The organism is Arthrobacter sp. NPDC080031, from assembly GCF_040702485.1.
In the GTDB taxonomy this organism is placed as follows: Bacteria; Actinomycetota; Actinomycetes; order Actinomycetales; family Micrococcaceae; genus Arthrobacter.
This window is the reverse complement of the sequence record NZ_JBFBLA010000004.1, coordinates 96,354-114,185: the sequence shown is the minus strand read 5'-3', so window position 1 is coordinate 114,185 and position 17,832 is coordinate 96,354. Positions and strand designations below refer to the sequence as shown.

The window sequence follows — 17,832 nt, the reverse complement described above, 5'->3', positions numbered from 1 at the left end:
TATGACCCGCTTTCCTCAAACCCTCGCTCACCTATGACCCGCTTTCCTCAAACCCTCGCTCACCTATGACCCGCTTTCCTCAAACCCTCGCTCACCTATGACCCGCTTTCCTCAAACCCTCGCTCACCTATAAGGGCCAAACCACGGACGCCCGCTCAGATGATCTGCGGGAGGATCCCGTCGTTTGGGCTTGTTTGTGAGCGAGCGTCACGAAAAAGCCGGACGTATGTGAGCGGGGGCGTCTGTGGATGCCCGGTACGTCGGTGGATGAGCGAGCGTCGGTGGGTGTGACGCGTGCCCTTACAGGGAGGGCTGGACCCCGAAGGCCACGGCAAGCTTCATGATCTTTTCGGCGCGGCCGAGGCGCGGAAGGTCCGAACCGTCGCGGATGACCCTGCCGTTGGCTTCGAAGTCGTTCATGAAATCGGTGGCCCAGGCGACGTCGGACGGCGTGGGGCTGATGACCTCGTTGATGACCGTGGTCTGGTCTATGGCCAGGCAGAGCTTGCCGGTCATGCCCATGGTCACCGTAATGCCGGTCTGCTCGCGCAGGATCGGGTGGTTGGTGCCGACGGTCGGGCCGTCGATGGGGCCCGGCAGGTTGCCCACGCGGCTCGCGACAACGAGCTTGGCACGCGGGTAGGCCATTGCTTCAGGGGTGGCGGCCATGCCCGTGTCCCGGCGGAAGTCGCCCGAACCGAAGGCCAGGCGGAAGGCGCCCTGGGCGCGGGCGATGTGGTTGGCTTCCTCGATGCCGAGGGCCGATTCCACGAGGGCGACCACCGGGGTCTTGCCGTCCATGCGGTGGAAGGACTCGGTGACCTGGTCCGCTGACTCGGTCTTGGCCAGCATGACGCCCAACAGGCCGGGCGTGCCACGCAGGCCGGCGAGGTCGTCGGCCCAGAACGGGCTTGTGGCGTCGTTGATGCGGACCCAGGCCTGGCCGCCGGCGCGCAGCCAGTTGATGACGTTGTCGCGGGCAATGTCCTTCTGGGACGGGTCCACCGCGTCCTCGATGTCAAGGATGATGGCGTCCGCGCGCGATGAGGCCGACTGGTCGAAAAGCTCTGTCTTCATGGCGTTCACGAGGAGCCAGGAGCGGGCTATGTCGGCGGGAATTTTGCGGGTGGACCGAATGGACTCGGCGGCGGTGCTAGACGTCATGTATCTACCGTATCCGGCCAGCCGCCAGGAACGCTAAGAATCGGGCGCCGGTGTGGGCATCAATACGAACAAAACAATTGTGACAGGCACACCCCCGCCCCAACTGGCTCGCAGTTGTTGTCGTTTTGCCCCGTCAAAACGACAACAACTGCGAGTCAGTTGGGTTTGGCGCACTTTGCGGAGCCCGCAGCGCAATGCAGCTCAACCCGGAGACGCAGTGCGAAATGAGTCCTTGCATTGCCCGGAGTTGCGCGTGCATTTCGCTGGATTTCGCCCGGTTTCCCGGCGTTTCCGGGCGTTACCGCCGGGCTTCCCCTGAGCAGCGGACATGCGCTTACATCGTTCCCACCGGCGGTTCGGTCTGCTCCTGACCGCGTCCGGAGAAACGAAATCCACTCCCCAGAAAGTAGCTCCCATGAAACTGCACCAGCCCCTGCTAAGCGTCGCGGCCGCCGTCGTACTTGCGCTGACGGTGACCGGCTGCGGCGGCAATGCCCAAGCGGGAGACCAGACAGCCGGCCAACCGGAAGCCAAGGAGCTCCGCTACCAGGGCTCGGCCAACAACGTCGGCCTCCCCGAACTGGCGGCGGACCTCGGTTACCTGGGTGACCTCAAACTCAACTGGGTAGGCAACACCATCAGCGGTCCCCAGGACATCCAGTCGGCGGCCACCAACCAGACCGACTTCGGCGGAGCGTTCGCCGGAGCCGTGGTGAAGCTGATTGAGGCAGGGGCCCCGGTGACAGCCGTCGTGAACTACTACGGCGAAGATGCGAAGACGTTCAACGGCTTCTACGTCAAGGCGGACAGCCCCATCAAAACCGCCAAGGACCTCATCGGCAAGAAGATCGGCGTCAACACCCTGGGCGCGCATTCCGAAGCCGTCATCAACACCTACCTCGGCAAGAACGGCCTCAGCCAGGACGAAATCAAGCAAGTACAACTGGTAGTGCTCGCGCCCAACGACACGGAAGAAGCCGTGCGCCGCGGCCAGGTAGACGCAGGTAGCCTGGGCGGCGTCCTGCAGGACCATGCCGTTGCCGCCGGCGGACTGCGTTCGCTCTTCAACGACTATGAACTCTTCGGCACCTTTGCCGGCGGACAGTACGTGCTCCGCAACGACTTCATCGAAAAGAACCCCAACACGGCCCGGACCTTTGCAACGGGTGTGGCCAAGGCCATCAAGTGGGAGACCGAGACGCCGCGCGAACAAGTGATCGCGCGCTTCAAGAAGATCATCGAGGCCCGCGGACGCAACGAGAGCACCGCGAACCTGCAGTACTGGAAGAGCCCCGGCGTACCCGACAACGGCGTGATCAAGGACGAGGACTTCACCCGCTGGTCCGCGTGGCTGAAGAGCTCGGGAATCGTGAAGAACGATCTCACACCGTCGAAGTACTACACGAACAAGTTCAACGATCTCGCATCAAGCACCCCAACCCCAAGCACAGCCAAGGGATAGTGATGACCGCAAAAATCAGCCTCCGCAATGTCACCCAGCAATTCACCGTCCGCCCCGGCAAGGGCTCCAAGGCCTCCCAGCACAGGGCGGCTGGCAAGACCGGCACGCAAGAGCCCGCCACGCTGACCGCCCTCGACTCCCTGAGCCTCGACGTGCGCGACGGCGAGTTCCTCACCTTGGTGGGGCCGAGTGGTTCCGGCAAGACGACCTTGCTGGACCTCCTGGCGGGCCTGTCCACGCCCACCTCCGGCGAGGTATTGGTGGACGGCCGGCCTGTGTCGGGACCCGGAAAGGACCGTGCCGTTGTCTTCCAGCAGTACGCACTCTTTCCCTGGCGCACGGCATCGGCCAATGTGTCGATCGGGCTCGAAGGCAGGGGCATCGACGGGCGCAAGCCCAATCGCCGCGAACGTGCCGCCAAGGCAAGCGAATACCTCAAGCTGGTTGGCTTGGCCGGCTTCGAGGACCGTTTCCCGCATGAGCTTTCGGGTGGCATGAAGCAGCGGGTGGCCATTGCCCGGAGCCTCGCCTACGAGCCCGATGTGCTCCTCATGGACGAACCCTTCGCCGCTCTGGACGCCCAGACCCGCGAACAGCTCCAGGACGAGCTCCTGCGGATCTGGCGGGCCACGGGAAAGACGATCGTCTTCATCACGCACGGCATCGACGAGGCCGTGTACCTCGGGCAGCGTGTCGCCGTCCTCAGCGCCAGGCCCGGACGGCTCAAGGAAATCGTGGACGTGGACATCCCGGACCGCGACGGCGGGGACGACATCCGCTCGCACCCCGCTTTCGTCGAACAACGGCACAAGGTCTGGACCTTGTTGCACGACGAAGTCCGCCTCGCCCAGGACGCCGGGCACCGCAGGATCCAGCCGGACGGCACCGCCCCGGATGAAATCCCCGGAACAACTCCCGAAAGGAGCGCAGCCTGATGACCACAACACTCGCGCAACAGCCCGCGGCGAGCGCCGCGCCAAAGCAAGCGCCCGCCGTCGGGCACTCCGGTCCGGCGCAGGAGGGGCGTCGGAGCACGACGGCGGTACCCGCCTTTGCACGGACAGCCGCCGCCCGCGCCGGTTCCGCCCTGTGGAAGTCCGCCGGGATCATCGCGTTCCTGGCTCTCTGGGAACTCGGGCCGAGCTATCTGGCGAGTCCGTCAACCCGGGTATTCCTGCCGCCCTTGCACGAGGTCCTGGCCGCGTGGGGCAAGCTGTTCGAATCCGGCACCATCCAGGGGCATTTGGCCGCGAGCCTCACCCGTTCGGTGTCGGGATTCGGCGCGGCCCTCGTGGCTGGCGTTTCCCTCGGGCTGCTGATCGCCTGGTACGGGCGGCTCAATTCAGTGTTGAACCCGCTCCTGGAACTGTTCCGCAACACTGCCGCGCTTGCACTGCTGCCTGTTTTCACACTGCTGCTGGGGATCGGCGAGGAGTCCAAGATCAGCATCGTGGCCTACGCGGCGTTCTTCCCGGTCCTGCTCAACACGATCGCGGGCGTCAAGACCGTGGATCCGCTGCTCATCCGGGCCGCGAAGTCGCTCGGCCTCTCGAGCCTCGCCCTGTTCCGCAAAGTGATCCTGCCTTCCGCGGTGCCCACCATTTTCACGGGAATCCGCATGGCCGGCACGGCCTCCATTTTGGTGTTGATCGCGGCGGAAATGGTAGGGGCGAAGGCCGGGCTCGGCTACCTCATTGTGAACGCCCAGAGCAGTTTCTTGATCCCGGACATGTACGCCGGCATTCTCACGGTGTCCCTTTTGGGATTGGCCGTGAATTTCCTCCTCGTAGCCCTGGAACGGCATTTCTCCTGCTGGCGGACCGCCGTCGGGTCCGGTTCCTGACCGTCAATCCATCCATCCCGCAGGTCACAACACAGTCACCACAGAAAAGGAACAAAAAATGTCCGTCATTACCGAAACAAAGTTGGAATTTGCCAAGCTCGGATCCCGGATCGGCGCCGAAATCCGCGGCTTCGACGTCAGCGGCGATCTCGCCCCGGAAACCGTGGAGCAGATCCGGGCCGCGCTCAATGAACACAAAGCCCTCGTTTTCCGCGAGGCCAACATTCTCAGCGACGAGGCCCAAGTGAAATTCGCCAGCCATTTCGGGCCGCTCACCACGGCGCATCCGACGGTTGCGTCCGTGGAGGGCGAAGAGAACGTCTTGCCCGTGGACAGCGAGAACGGTTCGGCCAACAACTGGCACACCGACGTCACGTTCGTGGTCAACCCGCCACAGGCTTCGACCCTGCGCAGCATCGATCTTCCGTCCTACGGTGGCGAGACGCTGATTGCTTCTTCGGCCGGGGCATACTCGGATTTGCCGGATGAGCTCCGGAATTTCGCGGACACGTTGTGGGCGATCCACACCAACGACTACGACTACTCGGTGCCGAAGAACCTGGAACATGAGAATGCCGATGAGCGCCGCAAGGAATTCACCCGCATCAAGTTCGAAACCGCCCACCCGGTGGTGCGTGTCCATCCCCTGACCGGCGAGCGCGGATTGTTCATTGGGGGCTTCGCGCAGCGCCTTCGGATCGTGGGGCTGTCCAACACGGAGTCCAAGGACATCATCCGCTTGCTGCAGGCCTACGTCACCCGTCCGGAGAACGTGGTGCGCGTGAACTGGGAGCCGAACCAGCTGGTGCTCTTCGACAACCGCATCACCCAGCACTACGCCCCCGACAACTACGACGGCCAGCCGCGCAAGCTCAACCGCGTGACGATCGCCGGCGACATCCCGGTGGGCGTCGACGGCAAGCCGAGCCAGTCGATCCAGGGTGACTCGTCCGCCTACTCCCCTGTCGCGCCGCTGTAGCTGCCTTTAACGCGCTTTAGGGGAGCTTGCTGCCCCGCGCAGCCACCCACAGGCCGTACCACTCGGTCCGGGTCATGGCTGCGGCAACGGCGGCAGCATCCCCGCAGGCAGCGATCCGCGCCGGGTTGGAACTGCCCAGCACAGGGGAAATGCGTGCCGGATGCTTCATGAGCCACCCCAACAACACGGCCTCAGGAGTGACACCCTTTGCTTCCGCGAGCTTGGCGACCAGAGCGGCAGTTGCGGTGTCGGCGGCAGTCTGGGAATCCGGCGTCGAGCCCGTGTACCTGCCTTGGGCGAGGGATCCGTAGGCCTGCAGCTCAATTCCCTGGCCGACGCAGTGTTCCAGGGTGCCGTGCGGGAAGCTGTAGCCGAGGGCATCGTCGTGGTTGACCAGCACCGTGCCCTCAAGCCAAGCCCGCCGGTGCAGGCTCATTTCCAGCTGGTTGGCCACGATCGGCACCTCCAGCTGGTCCTGCAGGAAGGCGATCTGCGCGCCGGACATGTTGGACACGCCCAATTGCCGCACCTTGCCTTCCGCCATGAGCTGCCCGACGGCGGACGCCACCTCTGCTGGTTCCATCAGGGGGTCGGGGCGGTGGAGAAGCAGCACGTCGACGTAGTCGGTCCTGAGCCGTTCCAGGCTTCCGTTGACCCTTTCCAGGATGGCGTCCTTGCTGAGGTCGTAGTGGCCTTCGACTCCGGGCTGGCCGAGCCGGATGCCGCACTTGGTCTGGAGCTGGATCTTCTCCCGTAGCCCAGGCGTCCCGGCCAGGACCTCACCGAACACTGCCTCGGACTTGCCGCTGCGGTAGATGTCGGCATGGTCGAACAGGACGATCCCGATGCCCATCGCGGCCTCGATCGCGGACGCGGCCTGCTCAATTTCGGCAGCCCCGTATTCGCTGCCTTCCCACGGACCTCCGAGGCCCATGCAGCCATAGATGAGCCGGCCGGTGGAGGTTTCACTCTTTGCAGTCATTTTCAAACTCTTTCACAACGCACAGCAAACGCGGGGTCACTTACGGCCCGTCCCGAGGGACATTATGGGCCGTAAGTGACCCCGCGTTGCATGGAGGGACTAGACGATCCAGGCAGTCGTGTTCGCCGGGAGCTTGCCGGCCTCGAGCGGTGCGCTGCTCACGACGACGGTGCCTTCCGGAAGTGCCACCGGCTCGGTGCCGAAGTTCGTCACCGACTGCCAGCCGTTGGGCCGGGCGAAGTGCAGCACGGACTCGTTGCTGGAGGGGATCCATTCAAGATCCTCGGCCGCACGCAGTTCCGAACGCAATTTCAGGGCCTTGCGGTACAGCTCCAGCGTGGAGCCAGGAACGTTCTCCTGCGCCTCCACGGCGTAGCCCGCGAACCATTCAGGCTGCGGCAAGTGGGCATGTCCATCGCCGAAGCCGAAGGACGAACCGTCGGTGGTCCACGGCAGCGGGACACGGCAACCGTCGCGGCCGACGTCCACTCCCGGGTTGCGGAAGAACGCCGGGTCCTGGCGCTGGCCGGCCGCGATGTCGCCGACTTCCTGCAGCCCCAGTTCTTCGCCCTGGTAGAGGTACGCCGAGCCCGGCAGGGCGAACATGAGCAGGGACGCGGCGCGGGCACGGCGCAAGCCGAGTTCGGCGTCGACGTCGGCGGCCGAACCGCCGTCGAGCAGCCATTGCTTGCCGTCCTGGCCCAGGCCGTCACGGCCGCCGCCCGCGGGCAAGCCGTAGCGCGTGGCGTGCCGGACGACGTCGTGGTTGGAGAAGACCCACGTGGACGAAGCACCGGACGCGGCAGCCTCGCTCAGGTTCTTGGTGATGATCGTGCGGAACTGGCCGGCATCGAAATCGGCCTGGAGGAGGTCGAAGTTGAAGGCCTGGCCCAGGCCCTCGGGGCTGGCGTAACGGGCGCGGCGGTCCGCGTGGACCCACGCTTCGGCGACAGCCGTCCGGGGCGGGTTGTACTCGTTGAAGACCTTGCGCCACTCGGCGTAGATCTCGTGCACCTCGTCGCGGTCCCAGAATGGGTGGGCGCCCAAAGCGTTTTCGCCTTCCTTGGGCAGCTCGGTCTTGGAGGGCAGAACCTCCGGCAGGTCCTTCGTGAGGGCATGCGCGACGTCGATGCGGAAGCCGTCCACGCCGCGGTCGGACCAGAAGCGCAGGGTCTTCAGGAAGTCCTCGCGGACCTCGGGGTTGTCCCAGTTGAAGTCCGGCTGCTCCTTGGTGAAGATGTGCATGTACCACTGCCCCGCGGTGCCGTCAGGTTCGGTGATGCGTTCCCAGGCCGGGCCCCCGAATACCGAGTCCCAGTCGGCCGGGGGCAGTTCGCCGTTCTCGCCCAGTCCGTCGCGGAAGATGTAGCGTTCACGCGCTGCCGAGCCCTTCGGGGAAGCCAGTGCCTCCTTGAACCATTCGTGCCGGTTCGAGGAGTGGTTCGGGACGATGTCCGCGATCAATTTGATCCCTGCAGCGTGCAGGGCGGCCGCCATCTCATCGAAGTCGGCCAGGGTGCCCAGCTTGGGGTCCACGTTGCGGTAATCATCGACGTCGTAACCACCGTCGGCAAGGGCCGAGGGGTAGAACGGGCTCAACCAGACCGCGTCAATGCCGAGGGACTTCAGGTACGGCACCTTGGCGGTAATGCCCTTGATATCGCCCAAACCATCGCCGTTCGCATCCGAAAAACTGCGAGGGTAGATCTGGTAGACAGCCGCTTGGCGCCACCAGTTGGGATCGGCCATGCGCTCGGAGCGCTCGGAGTCGAAGTGGGTTGCCATGGTGGCGGTGGAGGACAAAGGGAATCCTGTTCTGTGTCGGCGCTTCGATGGATGGGACTTTTATTTAGAATCTAAATTTAGTACCTCAAGTATTATGTGACGCATACCTACAGGAGGTCAACAGCCATGCCTGACATCGCGACTGCCACTCCGCAGATGCTCCGGCGGTTCAACGCGGCAACCGTGCTCGGAGCCATCCGTTCCTCCAACGCCGTGACCGTTTCCGAGCTGATGGACGCCACCGGACTCACCCGCGCCACCACCATTTCCGTGTGCGAAGACCTCATGGCCCGGGGCTGGATCCGCGAGCTGGAAAAAGATTCGGATACCTACCAGAAGGGCCGGCCCGCACGGCGCTTCGAGCTCGACGAAAGCGCCGGCTGCGTCCTGGGAATCGACGTCGGCATCCTCAAGACCACCGTGGTGGTGGCCGATCTACGCGGCAAGTTCACGGGACGGGCCAGCAAGCCATTTCGCGCCAGGGAGATCGAAGCCGAGGAACGGATCGGCGTCATCAGCCAAACCGCGCTGATCGCCCTCGAGGCTGCCGGAGTGGCACCGGACAAGGTCCTTGCGGTGACGGTCGGGCTTGCCGCCCCGGTGGGCCGGGACGGAAACATCCTCGTCAGCCAGCCGTTCTGGAGCCTGTTCGACGTCGGCCTGAAGAAGGCCCTGCACGATCTGCATGGATGGGCGGTAATGCTGGAGAACGATGCCAACTTGGCGGCATTGGGCGAATGTTGGCGGGGCGCCGGCAGCGGCGTGCAGGACCTGGCAGTGCTCCTTGCCGGTGAGCGTTTCGGCGCGGGCCTGGTGGAATCCGGCCGTCTGCTTCATGGCAGCCGCGGCGGCGCTGGCGAGATGGCCTACCTGGACATGGTTGACGGAGTCGGATCGGCGCACGGCCTCGCCGCGCTGGCCAGATTGTGGGCAGCGGAAGCCCTGGCGGGAAAGTCGAAAACCACGCTGCGGACGGCACTCCCGGCGGGCCAGGAGGTCACGGCACAGCACGTCTTCGCCGCCGCTGCCCAGGGTGACGAGGTGGCGCTGGACATCCTGGACCGGCTTTCGGACCGGCTTGCCCGTGTGGTCTCCACGGTGGCCATCTTGCTCAACCCGGAGCTCGTGGTGATCGGCGGCGCCGTGGCAGATTCGGCGTCGGTCCTTCTTGAGCCGGCCGCCCGAAAACTGGCTGCCTACACCGCCACTCCCCCGCGGTTGGCGGCATCGCCATTGGGCGATGCGATTGTGGGCATCGGCGCGGTGCGCCACGCACTGGACCACGTAGAGAAGAACTCCTTGGATCTGGTGTTGCGGCGCGCCTAGTCGCGTCTGCGGTGCCGGCCGTTCCCGTCGGCGCGGGGCCGCTAGTCCGGCATCGCCATGGTGCGGAGGTCCAGCTGGCGCAGCACCCGGTCCGCTACCTCGGGATCCGTGCCGGGCTCGCCCCGCGCCGCGACCACTTCCTGGCGGGCGGCGTCCAGGGCGATGGTCTGGACCGCGATCGCCAGTTCCCTGCCGCGTTGGCGCTTTTCGGCGTCGGACTCGTTCTTCAATGTCCCGTCCAGCAGCTCGGCATGCAGGCGGGTCATCTTTTCCTTGACGAGGGCCACCTTGTCCGCGGGCAGCTCCTTCATCAGATCGTGCTCCTTGAGCGCCGAGATCGCGGCAGTCTGGGCGCGCTTGGCCAAGAGCCTCGCGGCATCTTTTTCGTGCGAACCGTCTTCGGATGCCTTGAGCACGCGCATGAGCCACGGAAGGGTCAGCCCCGGCAGCACTAGGGTGGCCAACAGTACGGCGCAGGCGATGACCAGGATCTCGTGCCGGGCAGGGAAGTCGCTGCCGTCGGCAATAGTCAGCGGAAGGGCCAGGGCAAGGGCAAGCGTCGCAAGGCCGCGCATTCCGCACCAGGTCAGGATCAGGACCTCCTTGGGGGACGTTGGCTGCAGCAGGTTCTTCCGCTTGCGGGCCGAGACTGCCAAAAGCCCGAGCCAGGCGAAACGGACAACGAACACGAGCACGCACACCGCCACGGCCGGGCCGATCATGCCGTAGATGGCGGCGCCCTCGTCCCGGATCACATGCCGGATCTCCAGCCCCACAAGGCCGAAGGCCAGGCCCGTAGCAAGGAGTTCCACCACATCCCAGAAGGCGGTGCGCGTGACGCGCTCGGCCGCGTCCTGCGACCGCGCGTGCCGCTGTGTCTCAAGGGCGGTGACGACGACGGCGATCACCCCCGAAGCGTGCAGCTCTTCGGCCAGGATGTATGCAGCGAAGGGAATCACCAGTGTCACGGCACTTCGGGCCACCATCGAGGTGACTAGCTTGGTGATCAGCCGAGTCAACCAGCCCATCGCGATGCCGACAATGACGGCCAAGCCAGCACCGATGACGAACTGGAGTACGACGCCGGCCCCCACCTTGGTGCCTGAAACCGTCGCTGCCACTGCGGCCTGGAAGATCACGATCGCGGCCGCGTCGTTGAACAGGCCTTCGCTTTGCAGCACGGTGATGAGCCTGCGCGGCATATGGACGCGCCCGGCAACGGATTCAACCGCCACGGGGTCCGGCGGAGCCACCATGGCACCCAGTGCGATCGCCGCAGGAATGCCGATCCCCGGAATCATGAGCCACGCGGCTCCGGCAACCGCCGCCGTCGAAACCACCACCAACGCCACCGCCATGAGCAGAAGCGTCCGCCACCGGACCCGGAATACCGCCCAGGAACTCTTCTGCGCGGTCGCGAAGAGCAATGGAGGGAGGAAGATCGGGAGGATCAGTTCAGGTGCAAGCTCAAAGTCGGGGAACCCCGGGATGAAGGTCATCGCCGCAGCAAGCAACAGCATCAACACCGGGTACGGAAGCCGCAAGCGGTCCCCCAGGCCCACGGCCAGGACCGTTGCAAGCAGCAATCCAACAATGAGTGCCAACTGGTCCATGTTCCCGATTTCCCCGTACTCCCGATATCTAGTAGCGGCAGCGTCCCGGGCAGCTGCCGAGGGACTAGCCCTACCAACATATCCCGGCAGGGCGCAGTCCCGGCCCGGGGCGGAGCCCTCCCGGGCCGCCTTTGGTGCAGCTAGGACGCCGTGAGGGCCTCCACCACAGGCACCGAGCCGTCCCGGAACTCGATGGTGCGGCGGACAGTCTCGGACAGTTCCAAGACGGCGGCGGCCACCAAGGCGACATTGGCCCGCGAGGTTTCGGTCCCGGTGTCCGGGTCCGCGGGGCTTACCTCAATGCGCCCAGAACCCGGCTTACTGGTCAGCGCGCCCGGGCCCAGGACCGTCCAGTCGAGATCAGTCGCGCGAAGGTACTCGTCGGCCGCGGCTTTGGCTTCCGCATATGCGTAGAAGCTGTTGCCCTCGGGAACGCCGTGGCCGGGTCCTGCCCCGAAGTAGGACACCATCACATAGCGGGCAACGCCCGCCTGCGCCGCAGCATCCATCGAGCGGATGGCGGAGTCCCTGTCCACGGCATACGTACGTTGCGGATTCCCTCCGCCTGCCCCGGCGGACCACACCACAGCGTCGTGGCCGTCAAGCGCAGAGGCGATCTCCGCCGTCGTCGAATTCTCGACGTCAAGTATTACCGGAGCCGCACCCGTGACTGTGACGTCGGCCGCGTGTTCCGGATTGCGAATGAAGGAAGTGACCGTGTGACCTTCGTTGCTCAGGATGCGGGAGAGTTGCAAGGCCACTTTGCCGTGGCCGCCGATGATTGCGATTCGACTCATGGACCCATTCTGTCGCAGTGGTCAAGCACAGTGGACAAGCACAGTGGACAAGCCCTCCCCAAGTCGGCTGATGAATTCTCGAAAATTGCCGCTCCGCATTTGCGGAGGTATTGCCGAATTCATCAACTTTCCGGATAAATATGACCACTAATTACTAAGTGGACTTAGTTTAGTCAAAATCACGCCTCCCGCCCGGGGCCCGGGAGCGCGGGCCCCTGCAGGCACCCTCCCGTCGCCGAAGAAGACCTACGAGTGTTTGGCGGGCAGTCGTAAATAAAAGCAAGTGGCACCCACTCGTGTGGAGGGAATTTCCCATTCCTACACTCAAATCACCTGCAGCAGGAAAAGGAATGCCTCATTCGTAAATCTCATTGATGGATATATCCAAAAAACGGGGCCCATCCCGTTGATGGCCATATTCAAATTGGGCGGAGTCGAGGGATTCCTCAGTGCTGCGCATTTAAGCAAAAGGGTCTCAACAAGCGCCATCCCCTGCGCCTGCGTATCACTTCCCGGGCCAGCCAACCGACCGGCCCCAGAAACGATGAACTACGGGGATCGGACATGTATCAGCAGGAGTACAGGCACAGCGGGATCAGCGGAGGCAACGTCCTCGCCCTGATATCCGCGGGGGTAAGAACACTCACCAGGTACAAGGCATCAATAGCCACCTGGGCGATAGTGGCACTGGTCGCCGTTGCGGCCGTGACGATGCAGAACCACGCACAGGCACTTGCACCGGCAGGCACGAGCGCCGCAATCGCCCCGCACGTCGGTTCGGGAGCCGGGATTGCCGCGCCTTCGCCGGCCGCTGCAAGTCCGACGCCGGCAGCCACGCAGGTGCCAGTACAGTCGCAGGCACCGGCCGCCGTCGCGCCGTCAGCTCCCGCGGCGGCGCCGGCCGCGGTCGCAGCTCCACCCGCTCCGGCTCCTGCGCCTGCTCCGGCTGCTGCGCCTGACACGAACGCCTACACGGTGGTCAGCGGCGACACCGTTGGCTCGATAGCCGCCAGGTTCGGCGTCGACGTCAACGGGATGCTGGCAGCCAATGGGCTCAGCGCCTATTCGGTCATCGTGCCCGGCCAGGTGCTGAAGCTGACAGGGCCGCCGGTTGCCGCGGCCCCGGCGCCTGCACCAGCTCCGGCCCCGGTACCCGTTCCGGCTCCCGCACCAGCCCCCGCTCCGGCGGTGCGGACCATCTACGTTGCGGGTTCAGGCGGTCAGGCCGCCGTGGACAGTTGCATTGGCCCGATCCACTTCACCCCCACGGACGCATACTCGCTGTTCATTACCGAACATGATTTCTGCGGCGGGTGGGCACGGTTCTCGGGCATCGGCGTCGGCGAAACGGTGAGCATCCCCGGTTACGGCACGTACACGGTGACGGCACGCGGCCAGGTGCCCCAAGGCGGGACCACCAACAACGTTGCAGCGGTATTCGGCGGCTTTCCTCGGGCGGTACTGCAGACCTGCATCCCGGGAACCAACCAGATGCTTGTCATCGCACTGAACTAAGGGGTCCCGGCGACGGGGTCTGTGCGCCCGCCAATCCTGACCCTCTTTGAATCCTGGAAGGCATCGTCAGCGGTGTGTCGCCGGCGTGTTGCGCGGCATCGCTATTCAAAGAAGGTCAGAACGGGAGGCCTTCGGGCTCCAGCGTCCTGGCGGGGCCATCCGGCCAGGGCTCGCTCAATGCTCTCCATTTTGGGAGACTGGACCAAGACCTGAGAGTGGGGCGACCTTGGACGGGCAACAATGGATCTGGGTTGCGACGGTGCTGGTCGTCGCCGCGATAGTAGCCATTGTCATGGCCTTTGGACGCCGGTGACAGCGGCCCGAGGCTCAGGCTCGATCAGGGATCGATATCATCCGCCCCGAGGCGGCCTGGGCCTCGCGGCCCGGAAGTGACCGCTTCCCGGGGCGCGACAACTTCGCGAACTTCCGCTTCTTGTGCCCCAGCGCGAGCACGTGGAATGAACACATCAGCACAACTGTGATGCCAACGAAGACCACAAGGTCAATGAGATAGCGGCCAAAGTCCACGAGCAGGGATGCCTTTCGGTCCGGACAACCTCCTGATCGTAGCTGGAGATAGCCCGCAGACGAAACGGCCCCATTACCGGGTGAACCTCAAGGAAACACTAAGAAAAGATCAAGATTCAACTAAGACTGCCCGCTCGCATGCCAAATGCTTATGCAAGAATCTGCTCGTCATCGAGGGAGCGGACAGTTTCGAAGAAGCGCCGCCACCTGAGGATTGGGGGACACCCAAGTGGCGGCGCCTCTAAAAACTACCCGCAGCTTGTGCGTGCTCTCAGCTTTTCGGCAGGATCTTTACGAAACCTTTACGGCAAGTGCCCAGCAGGCTTGCGGGTTTCGATCAGGACCAAGTCCCCGTCCGGCCTGCCGGGGAAGGACGACTTCTTCAATCGGCATCCGGCTCGGCACGACCCATACCCCAAAACGAAAAAATCCCCGCCGTAGCGGGGATTTTCCTGGTAGCGGTGGGGAGGCTCGATCTCCCGACCTCACGATTATGAGTCGTGCGCTCTAACCAACTGAGCTACACCGCCACGAATGAGAAAAACCTGCATCAAGCCGGTCAAAAACCGCCTTGACACAGGCCCTCATTCAGAGCCCCCCACCGGAATCGATCCGGTGACCTCGTTCTTACCAAGAACGCGCTCTACCACTGAGCTAGGGGGGCAACGAGTAAATACTCTACCGGACGATTTCTCAGGCCACAAATCGGCTGCGGGACAGGGAAAAACAGCGCCGACACAATTTGCATCCGCACCGGATTCTTGAGCCGGAAGGCGTCTGAATCAGGGCAAACGGAGCACTTGGCCCGGGTAGATGTGGTCCGGGTTGGGCACGTTATCCGCGTTCGCTGCGATCAGGGCGTCCAAGTCAACGCCGAACTGCATGGCGATGCCGCTGAGGGTATCGTCTGCTTCCACGACCACTTCGGTGACCTGCCGTGCGCTGGCGGCGGGAGCACCGGCGTCGGACACTGCGGCGCCCGGAGCCGCGGGAGCACCGGCGTCGGACACTGCGGCGCCCGGAGCCGCGAGAGCTCCTGCTTCCGCTGACGGGTCCGGCCCGGCGCTTTGGACCGTCTCCCCCGGTGAGGCCTCAGCGGCCTTCTGCGGGGCCTCGGAGGGCCGTCCAGTCACCTTCGGTTCGGCCTTGTCGAAGCCGAGGTTCTTCTTCAATCCATCGAGGAATCCCATGGGCCTAGCTTTCCACAGCGGGGCCCGCACCGATTTCCCCTTCTTTGGTTTGGGAAAGCGTTTACGACACGGCGAGTCTGCCATCCTTGGGCCTTTGGGGCGGCAAACATGGGGAAAACGGTACAGCCAGGCGCTGCGCTTCGGACGTGACAGCCGTTAAACAGCCAGAGGCCGGCTCGAAAGCCGGCCTCTGACCAGAAACCCAGGAACTAGTCCTGATTACCACTTACCCTTGCGGTTGAAATCGCGGTTGCCTGCGTCGCCGCCAGTGCGCGGCTTGCGTGCGCCGCGGTCGCCGTAGCTGCCCGTCCCGGCACCGGCGCTGCTGCGCTCGCTGTAGGAACGGCCGCCGCGGTCAGCGGAAGAACGCTCGCCACCGGCGTAGCCGCCGCGGTCGCCTTCAGACTTACGGAACTCCTTTTTGAAGCCACCGTTGCCCTTGAAGTTTCCGCCACGGTCTCCACCCGAGTAGCCGCCACGGCTGCCACCGGAGTAGCCGCCACGCTCGCCGCCCCGGTCAGAGGCCGGCTTGCGGCCATTGTCCAGCTCGAGGTGGATCAGCTCGCCGCCGATCCGGGTGCGGGACAGTGCACGCAGTTGCTCGGGGCTCAGGTCCGCCGGAAGCTCCACGAGGGAGTGGTCCGAGCGGATGTCGATGCCGCCGATCTGTGCCGAGGAGATGCCGCCTTCGTTGGCAATGGCGCCAACGATCGAACCCGGCATGACGCGCTGGCGGCGTCCGACGGCGATCCGGTAGGTGGCGTTGCCCTCGGTCAGGGCGCGGGTCGGGCCACGGGAACCGAAGCCGTCCTTGGAGCGCTCGCGCTTCTGGAATTCGGGTGCAGCCGGCAGTTCCTTGACCAGGAGCGGCTGGCCGCCCTGTGCCATGACGGCCAGTGCAGCGGCGATCTCCGAAGCCGGAACGTTGTGCTCCTCTTCGTAGGAGGAGATCAAGTCACGGAACGCTGCAACGTCCTCGGACTCGAGGGTCTCAGTGATCTTGTCTGCGAACTTGCCCAGGCGCAACGTGTTGACCGTCTCGGCGGTGGGCAGGTGCATTTGCTCAACCGGCTGGCGGGTGGCCTTCTCGATCGAACGCAGCAGGTACTTCTCGCGCGGCGTCATGAACAGGATGGCGTCGCCGCTACGGCCTGCACGGCCGGTACGGCCGATGCGGTGGACGTAGGACTCGGTGTCGTGCGGGATGTCGTAGTTGACCACGTGGCTGATGCGCTCAACGTCAAGGCCACGGGCCGCGACGTCGGTGGCCACGAGGATGTCGATGCGGCCTTCCTTCAGCGCGTCGACAGTCCGCTCGCGCTGCTGCTGCGGAATGTCACCGTTGATCGCGGCGGCCTGGAAGCCCCGGGACTTCAGCTTGTCAGCCAGGTCCTCGGTGGCCATCTTGGTGCGCACGAAGGCGATAACGCCGTCGAAATCTTCCACCTCGAGGATGCGGGTCAGCGCATCGAGCTTGTGCGGGCCCATGACCTGCAGGTACCGCTGGCGCGTGTTGGCGCCCGTGGTGGTCTTGGACTTGACCGAGATCTCGGCCGGGTTGTTCAGGTACTGCTTGGACATGCGGCGGATCTGGCCCGGCATGGTGGCAGAGAACAGCGCAACCTGGCGGTCTTCCGGGGTCTGCTGGAAGATCTGCTCAACGTCCTCGGCGAAGCCCATGCGGAGCATCTCGTCGGCTTCGTCCAGTACGAGGTACTGCAGCTCGGACAGGTCCAGGGAACCCTTGGAGATGTGGTCGATGACGCGGCCTGGGGTACCGACAACAACCTGTGCACCGCGGCGCAGGCCGGCAAGCTGCGGGCCATAGGCGGAGCCACCGTAGACGGGGAGGACCGTGAAGTCATCAATGTGCTTGGCGTACGAGGTGAATGCCTCGGCAACCTGGAGCGCGAGCTCGCGGGTCGGAGCGAGAACCAGGGCCTGGGTCTTGCGGGAGGGGCCGTTGAGGTCGTGGAGTTCGGCCAGGCGGGACAGCGCCGGTACTGCGAATGCTGCAGTCTTACCGGTACCGGTCTGGGCGAGGCCGACGACGTCGCGGCCTTCGAGCAGCAGCGGAATGGTTGCTGCCTGGATCGGAGAGGGCTTCTCGTAGCCGACGTCCTGCAGTGCGGCCAGGACGCGGGGGTCGATTCCGAGGTCGACGAAGCGGATGCCCTCTTCCTCTTCCTCGGCGGGTGATTCGGCCTGGGCCGCAGCCGGGGCCTCAGCCTTGGCGGGCGCTTCAGCGGGTGCCTCGACAAAGGCAGGAGCCTCAGCGGGCGCTGCAGCCTCGATGAACTCAGCGGCGGGCGCGGTTTCGGCGATCTCGACGGCGGTCTCTGCTACTTCGGCAGACTCGGCGACGAACGGGTCGTTCAGGTTTTCGGGCATAGGGGAAAGTTTCCTCATCCATAGGGGGCCAGTCGGCGCGGCCCGGTTGGGCTTGGCCGCAGTACACGTTGCGGGCAGAAGAACCGTGAGGTTCTGGTGCTCGCAAGAAGTCCGGCGCTATCGCAATCCCATGGCAGGACTTCCCGCTGCATCTCTTGGCTGCTATCTCAGCAGTCTGTACAGCGTTTTCTTCGCCCGGCTCTCCCTATGAAACTGCCCACACACATTTTGCGGGCCCCAACACTGACCAGTCCTGC

Annotated in this window: 13 protein-coding genes and 2 tRNA genes; 6 read left to right on the top strand and 9 right to left on the bottom strand. The window is 64.6% G+C overall.

Going from position 1 to position 17,832, the window contains the following annotated elements; genetic code table 11:
- Nucleotides 1-300: 300 nt before the first annotated feature.
- Nucleotides 301-1,164 carry a CoA ester lyase gene (locus AB0323_RS04765; protein ID WP_366176343.1) on the bottom strand — a complete coding sequence of 288 codons (864 nt, stop codon included), beginning with the start codon at nucleotides 1,162-1,164 and terminating at the stop codon, nucleotides 301-303.
- Nucleotides 1,165-1,579: 415 nt separating this feature from the next.
- Here AB0323_RS04765 and AB0323_RS04760 point away from each other — a divergent pair, with 415 nt between their 5' ends.
- From AB0323_RS04760 to AB0323_RS04745, 4 genes are read left to right on the top strand one after another with little or no spacing between them, the layout of a single operon-like run.
- Nucleotides 1,580-2,626 (top strand): ABC transporter substrate-binding protein, encoded by a 1,047-nt coding sequence (locus tag AB0323_RS04760; RefSeq protein WP_366176342.1) that lies wholly within the window; start codon nucleotides 1,580-1,582, stop codon nucleotides 2,624-2,626.
- Between the two features lie 2 nt (nucleotides 2,627-2,628).
- Nucleotides 2,629-3,561: an ABC transporter ATP-binding protein gene (locus tag AB0323_RS04755; RefSeq protein ID WP_366176341.1), complete on the top strand. Its 933-nt coding sequence runs from the start codon at nucleotides 2,629-2,631 to the stop codon at nucleotides 3,559-3,561.
- Entirely contained in the window at nucleotides 3,561-4,469 is a 909-nt protein-coding gene (locus AB0323_RS04750; RefSeq protein WP_366176340.1) for an ABC transporter permease, read from the top strand. Before AB0323_RS04755 ends, AB0323_RS04750 begins: the two co-directional genes overlap by 1 nt.
- 58 nt (nucleotides 4,470-4,527) lie before the next feature.
- Entirely contained in the window at nucleotides 4,528-5,448 is a 921-nt protein-coding gene (locus AB0323_RS04745; protein WP_366176339.1) for a TauD/TfdA family dioxygenase, read from the top strand.
- A gap of 16 nt (nucleotides 5,449-5,464) precedes the next feature.
- On the opposite strand, the gene AB0323_RS04740 is transcribed toward AB0323_RS04745, so the two are convergent.
- Both AB0323_RS04740 and AB0323_RS04735 read right to left on the bottom strand, forming a co-directional pair.
- Nucleotides 5,465-6,430, bottom strand: coding sequence for an aldo/keto reductase (locus AB0323_RS04740; protein WP_366176338.1), 966 nt, complete (start codon nucleotides 6,428-6,430; stop codon nucleotides 5,465-5,467).
- Between the two features lie 99 nt (nucleotides 6,431-6,529).
- Nucleotides 6,530-8,233, bottom strand: a complete 1,704-nt coding sequence (locus tag AB0323_RS04735) for a glycoside hydrolase family 13 protein (protein ID WP_366176337.1) — start codon at nucleotides 8,231-8,233, stop codon at nucleotides 6,530-6,532.
- 108 nt (nucleotides 8,234-8,341) lie between these two features.
- Here AB0323_RS04735 and AB0323_RS04730 point away from each other — a divergent pair, with 108 nt between their 5' ends.
- Entirely contained in the window at nucleotides 8,342-9,541 is a 1,200-nt protein-coding gene (locus AB0323_RS04730; protein ID WP_366176336.1) for an ROK family transcriptional regulator, read from the top strand.
- A gap of 41 nt (nucleotides 9,542-9,582) precedes the next feature.
- Here AB0323_RS04730 and AB0323_RS04725 read toward each other — a convergent pair whose 3' ends face one another.
- Both AB0323_RS04725 and AB0323_RS04720 read right to left on the bottom strand, forming a co-directional pair.
- Nucleotides 9,583-11,154, bottom strand: coding sequence for a Na+/H+ antiporter (locus AB0323_RS04725; RefSeq protein ID WP_366176335.1), 1,572 nt, complete (start codon nucleotides 11,152-11,154; stop codon nucleotides 9,583-9,585).
- Nucleotides 11,155-11,294: 140 nt separating this feature from the next.
- Entirely contained in the window at nucleotides 11,295-11,951 is a 657-nt protein-coding gene (locus AB0323_RS04720) for an NAD(P)H-binding protein (RefSeq protein WP_366176334.1), read from the bottom strand.
- A gap of 564 nt (nucleotides 11,952-12,515) precedes the next feature.
- On the opposite strand from AB0323_RS04720, the gene AB0323_RS04715 reads away from it, so the two are divergent.
- Nucleotides 12,516-13,466 (top strand): LysM domain-containing protein, encoded by a 951-nt coding sequence (locus tag AB0323_RS04715; protein WP_366176333.1) that lies wholly within the window; start codon nucleotides 12,516-12,518, stop codon nucleotides 13,464-13,466.
- 981 nt (nucleotides 13,467-14,447) lie between these two features.
- On the opposite strand, the gene AB0323_RS04710 is transcribed toward AB0323_RS04715, so the two are convergent.
- The 4 genes from AB0323_RS04710 to AB0323_RS04695 all read right to left on the bottom strand — a co-directional run bounded on the left by AB0323_RS04710 (nucleotide 14,448) and on the right by AB0323_RS04695 (nucleotide 17,575).
- A tRNA-Met gene (locus AB0323_RS04710) sits at nucleotides 14,448-14,524 on the bottom strand.
- 62 nt (nucleotides 14,525-14,586) lie between these two features.
- A tRNA-Thr gene (locus tag AB0323_RS04705) sits at nucleotides 14,587-14,658 on the bottom strand.
- A gap of 118 nt (nucleotides 14,659-14,776) precedes the next feature.
- Nucleotides 14,777-15,184 (bottom strand): LysM domain-containing protein, encoded by a 408-nt coding sequence (locus AB0323_RS04700; RefSeq protein ID WP_366176332.1) that lies wholly within the window; start codon nucleotides 15,182-15,184, stop codon nucleotides 14,777-14,779.
- A gap of 219 nt (nucleotides 15,185-15,403) precedes the next feature.
- Nucleotides 15,404-17,575, bottom strand: coding sequence for a DEAD/DEAH box helicase (locus AB0323_RS04695; protein ID WP_366176331.1), 2,172 nt, complete (start codon nucleotides 17,573-17,575; stop codon nucleotides 15,404-15,406).
- Nucleotides 17,576-17,832: the final 257 nt, after the last annotated feature.

What these genes read in the sequence shown, in the direction of transcription:
- AB0323_RS04755 (WP_366176341.1), top strand. Translation starts at nt 2,629, where the DNA reads ATGACCGCAAAAATCAGCCTCCGCAATGTCACCCAGCAATTCACCGTC.
- AB0323_RS04740 (WP_366176338.1), bottom strand. Translation starts at nt 6,430, where the DNA reads ATGACTGCAAAGAGTGAAACCTCCACCGGCCGGCTCATCTATGGCTGC.
- AB0323_RS04765 (WP_366176343.1), bottom strand. Translation starts at nt 1,164, where the DNA reads ATGACGTCTAGCACCGCCGCCGAGTCCATTCGGTCCACCCGCAAAATT.
- AB0323_RS04695 (WP_366176331.1), bottom strand. Translation starts at nt 17,575, where the DNA reads ATGCCCGAAAACCTGAACGACCCGTTCGTCGCCGAGTCTGCCGAAGTA.
- AB0323_RS04745 (WP_366176339.1), top strand. Translation starts at nt 4,528, where the DNA reads ATGTCCGTCATTACCGAAACAAAGTTGGAATTTGCCAAGCTCGGATCC.
- AB0323_RS04760 (WP_366176342.1), top strand. Translation starts at nt 1,580, where the DNA reads ATGAAACTGCACCAGCCCCTGCTAAGCGTCGCGGCCGCCGTCGTACTT.
- AB0323_RS04715 (WP_366176333.1), top strand. Translation starts at nt 12,516, where the DNA reads ATGTATCAGCAGGAGTACAGGCACAGCGGGATCAGCGGAGGCAACGTC.
- AB0323_RS04730 (WP_366176336.1), top strand. Translation starts at nt 8,342, where the DNA reads ATGCCTGACATCGCGACTGCCACTCCGCAGATGCTCCGGCGGTTCAAC.
- AB0323_RS04750 (WP_366176340.1), top strand. Translation starts at nt 3,561, where the DNA reads ATGACCACAACACTCGCGCAACAGCCCGCGGCGAGCGCCGCGCCAAAG.
- AB0323_RS04720 (WP_366176334.1), bottom strand. Translation starts at nt 11,951, where the DNA reads ATGAGTCGAATCGCAATCATCGGCGGCCACGGCAAAGTGGCCTTGCAA.
- AB0323_RS04700 (WP_366176332.1), bottom strand. Translation starts at nt 15,184, where the DNA reads ATGGGATTCCTCGATGGATTGAAGAAGAACCTCGGCTTCGACAAGGCC.
- AB0323_RS04725 (WP_366176335.1), bottom strand. Translation starts at nt 11,154, where the DNA reads ATGGACCAGTTGGCACTCATTGTTGGATTGCTGCTTGCAACGGTCCTG.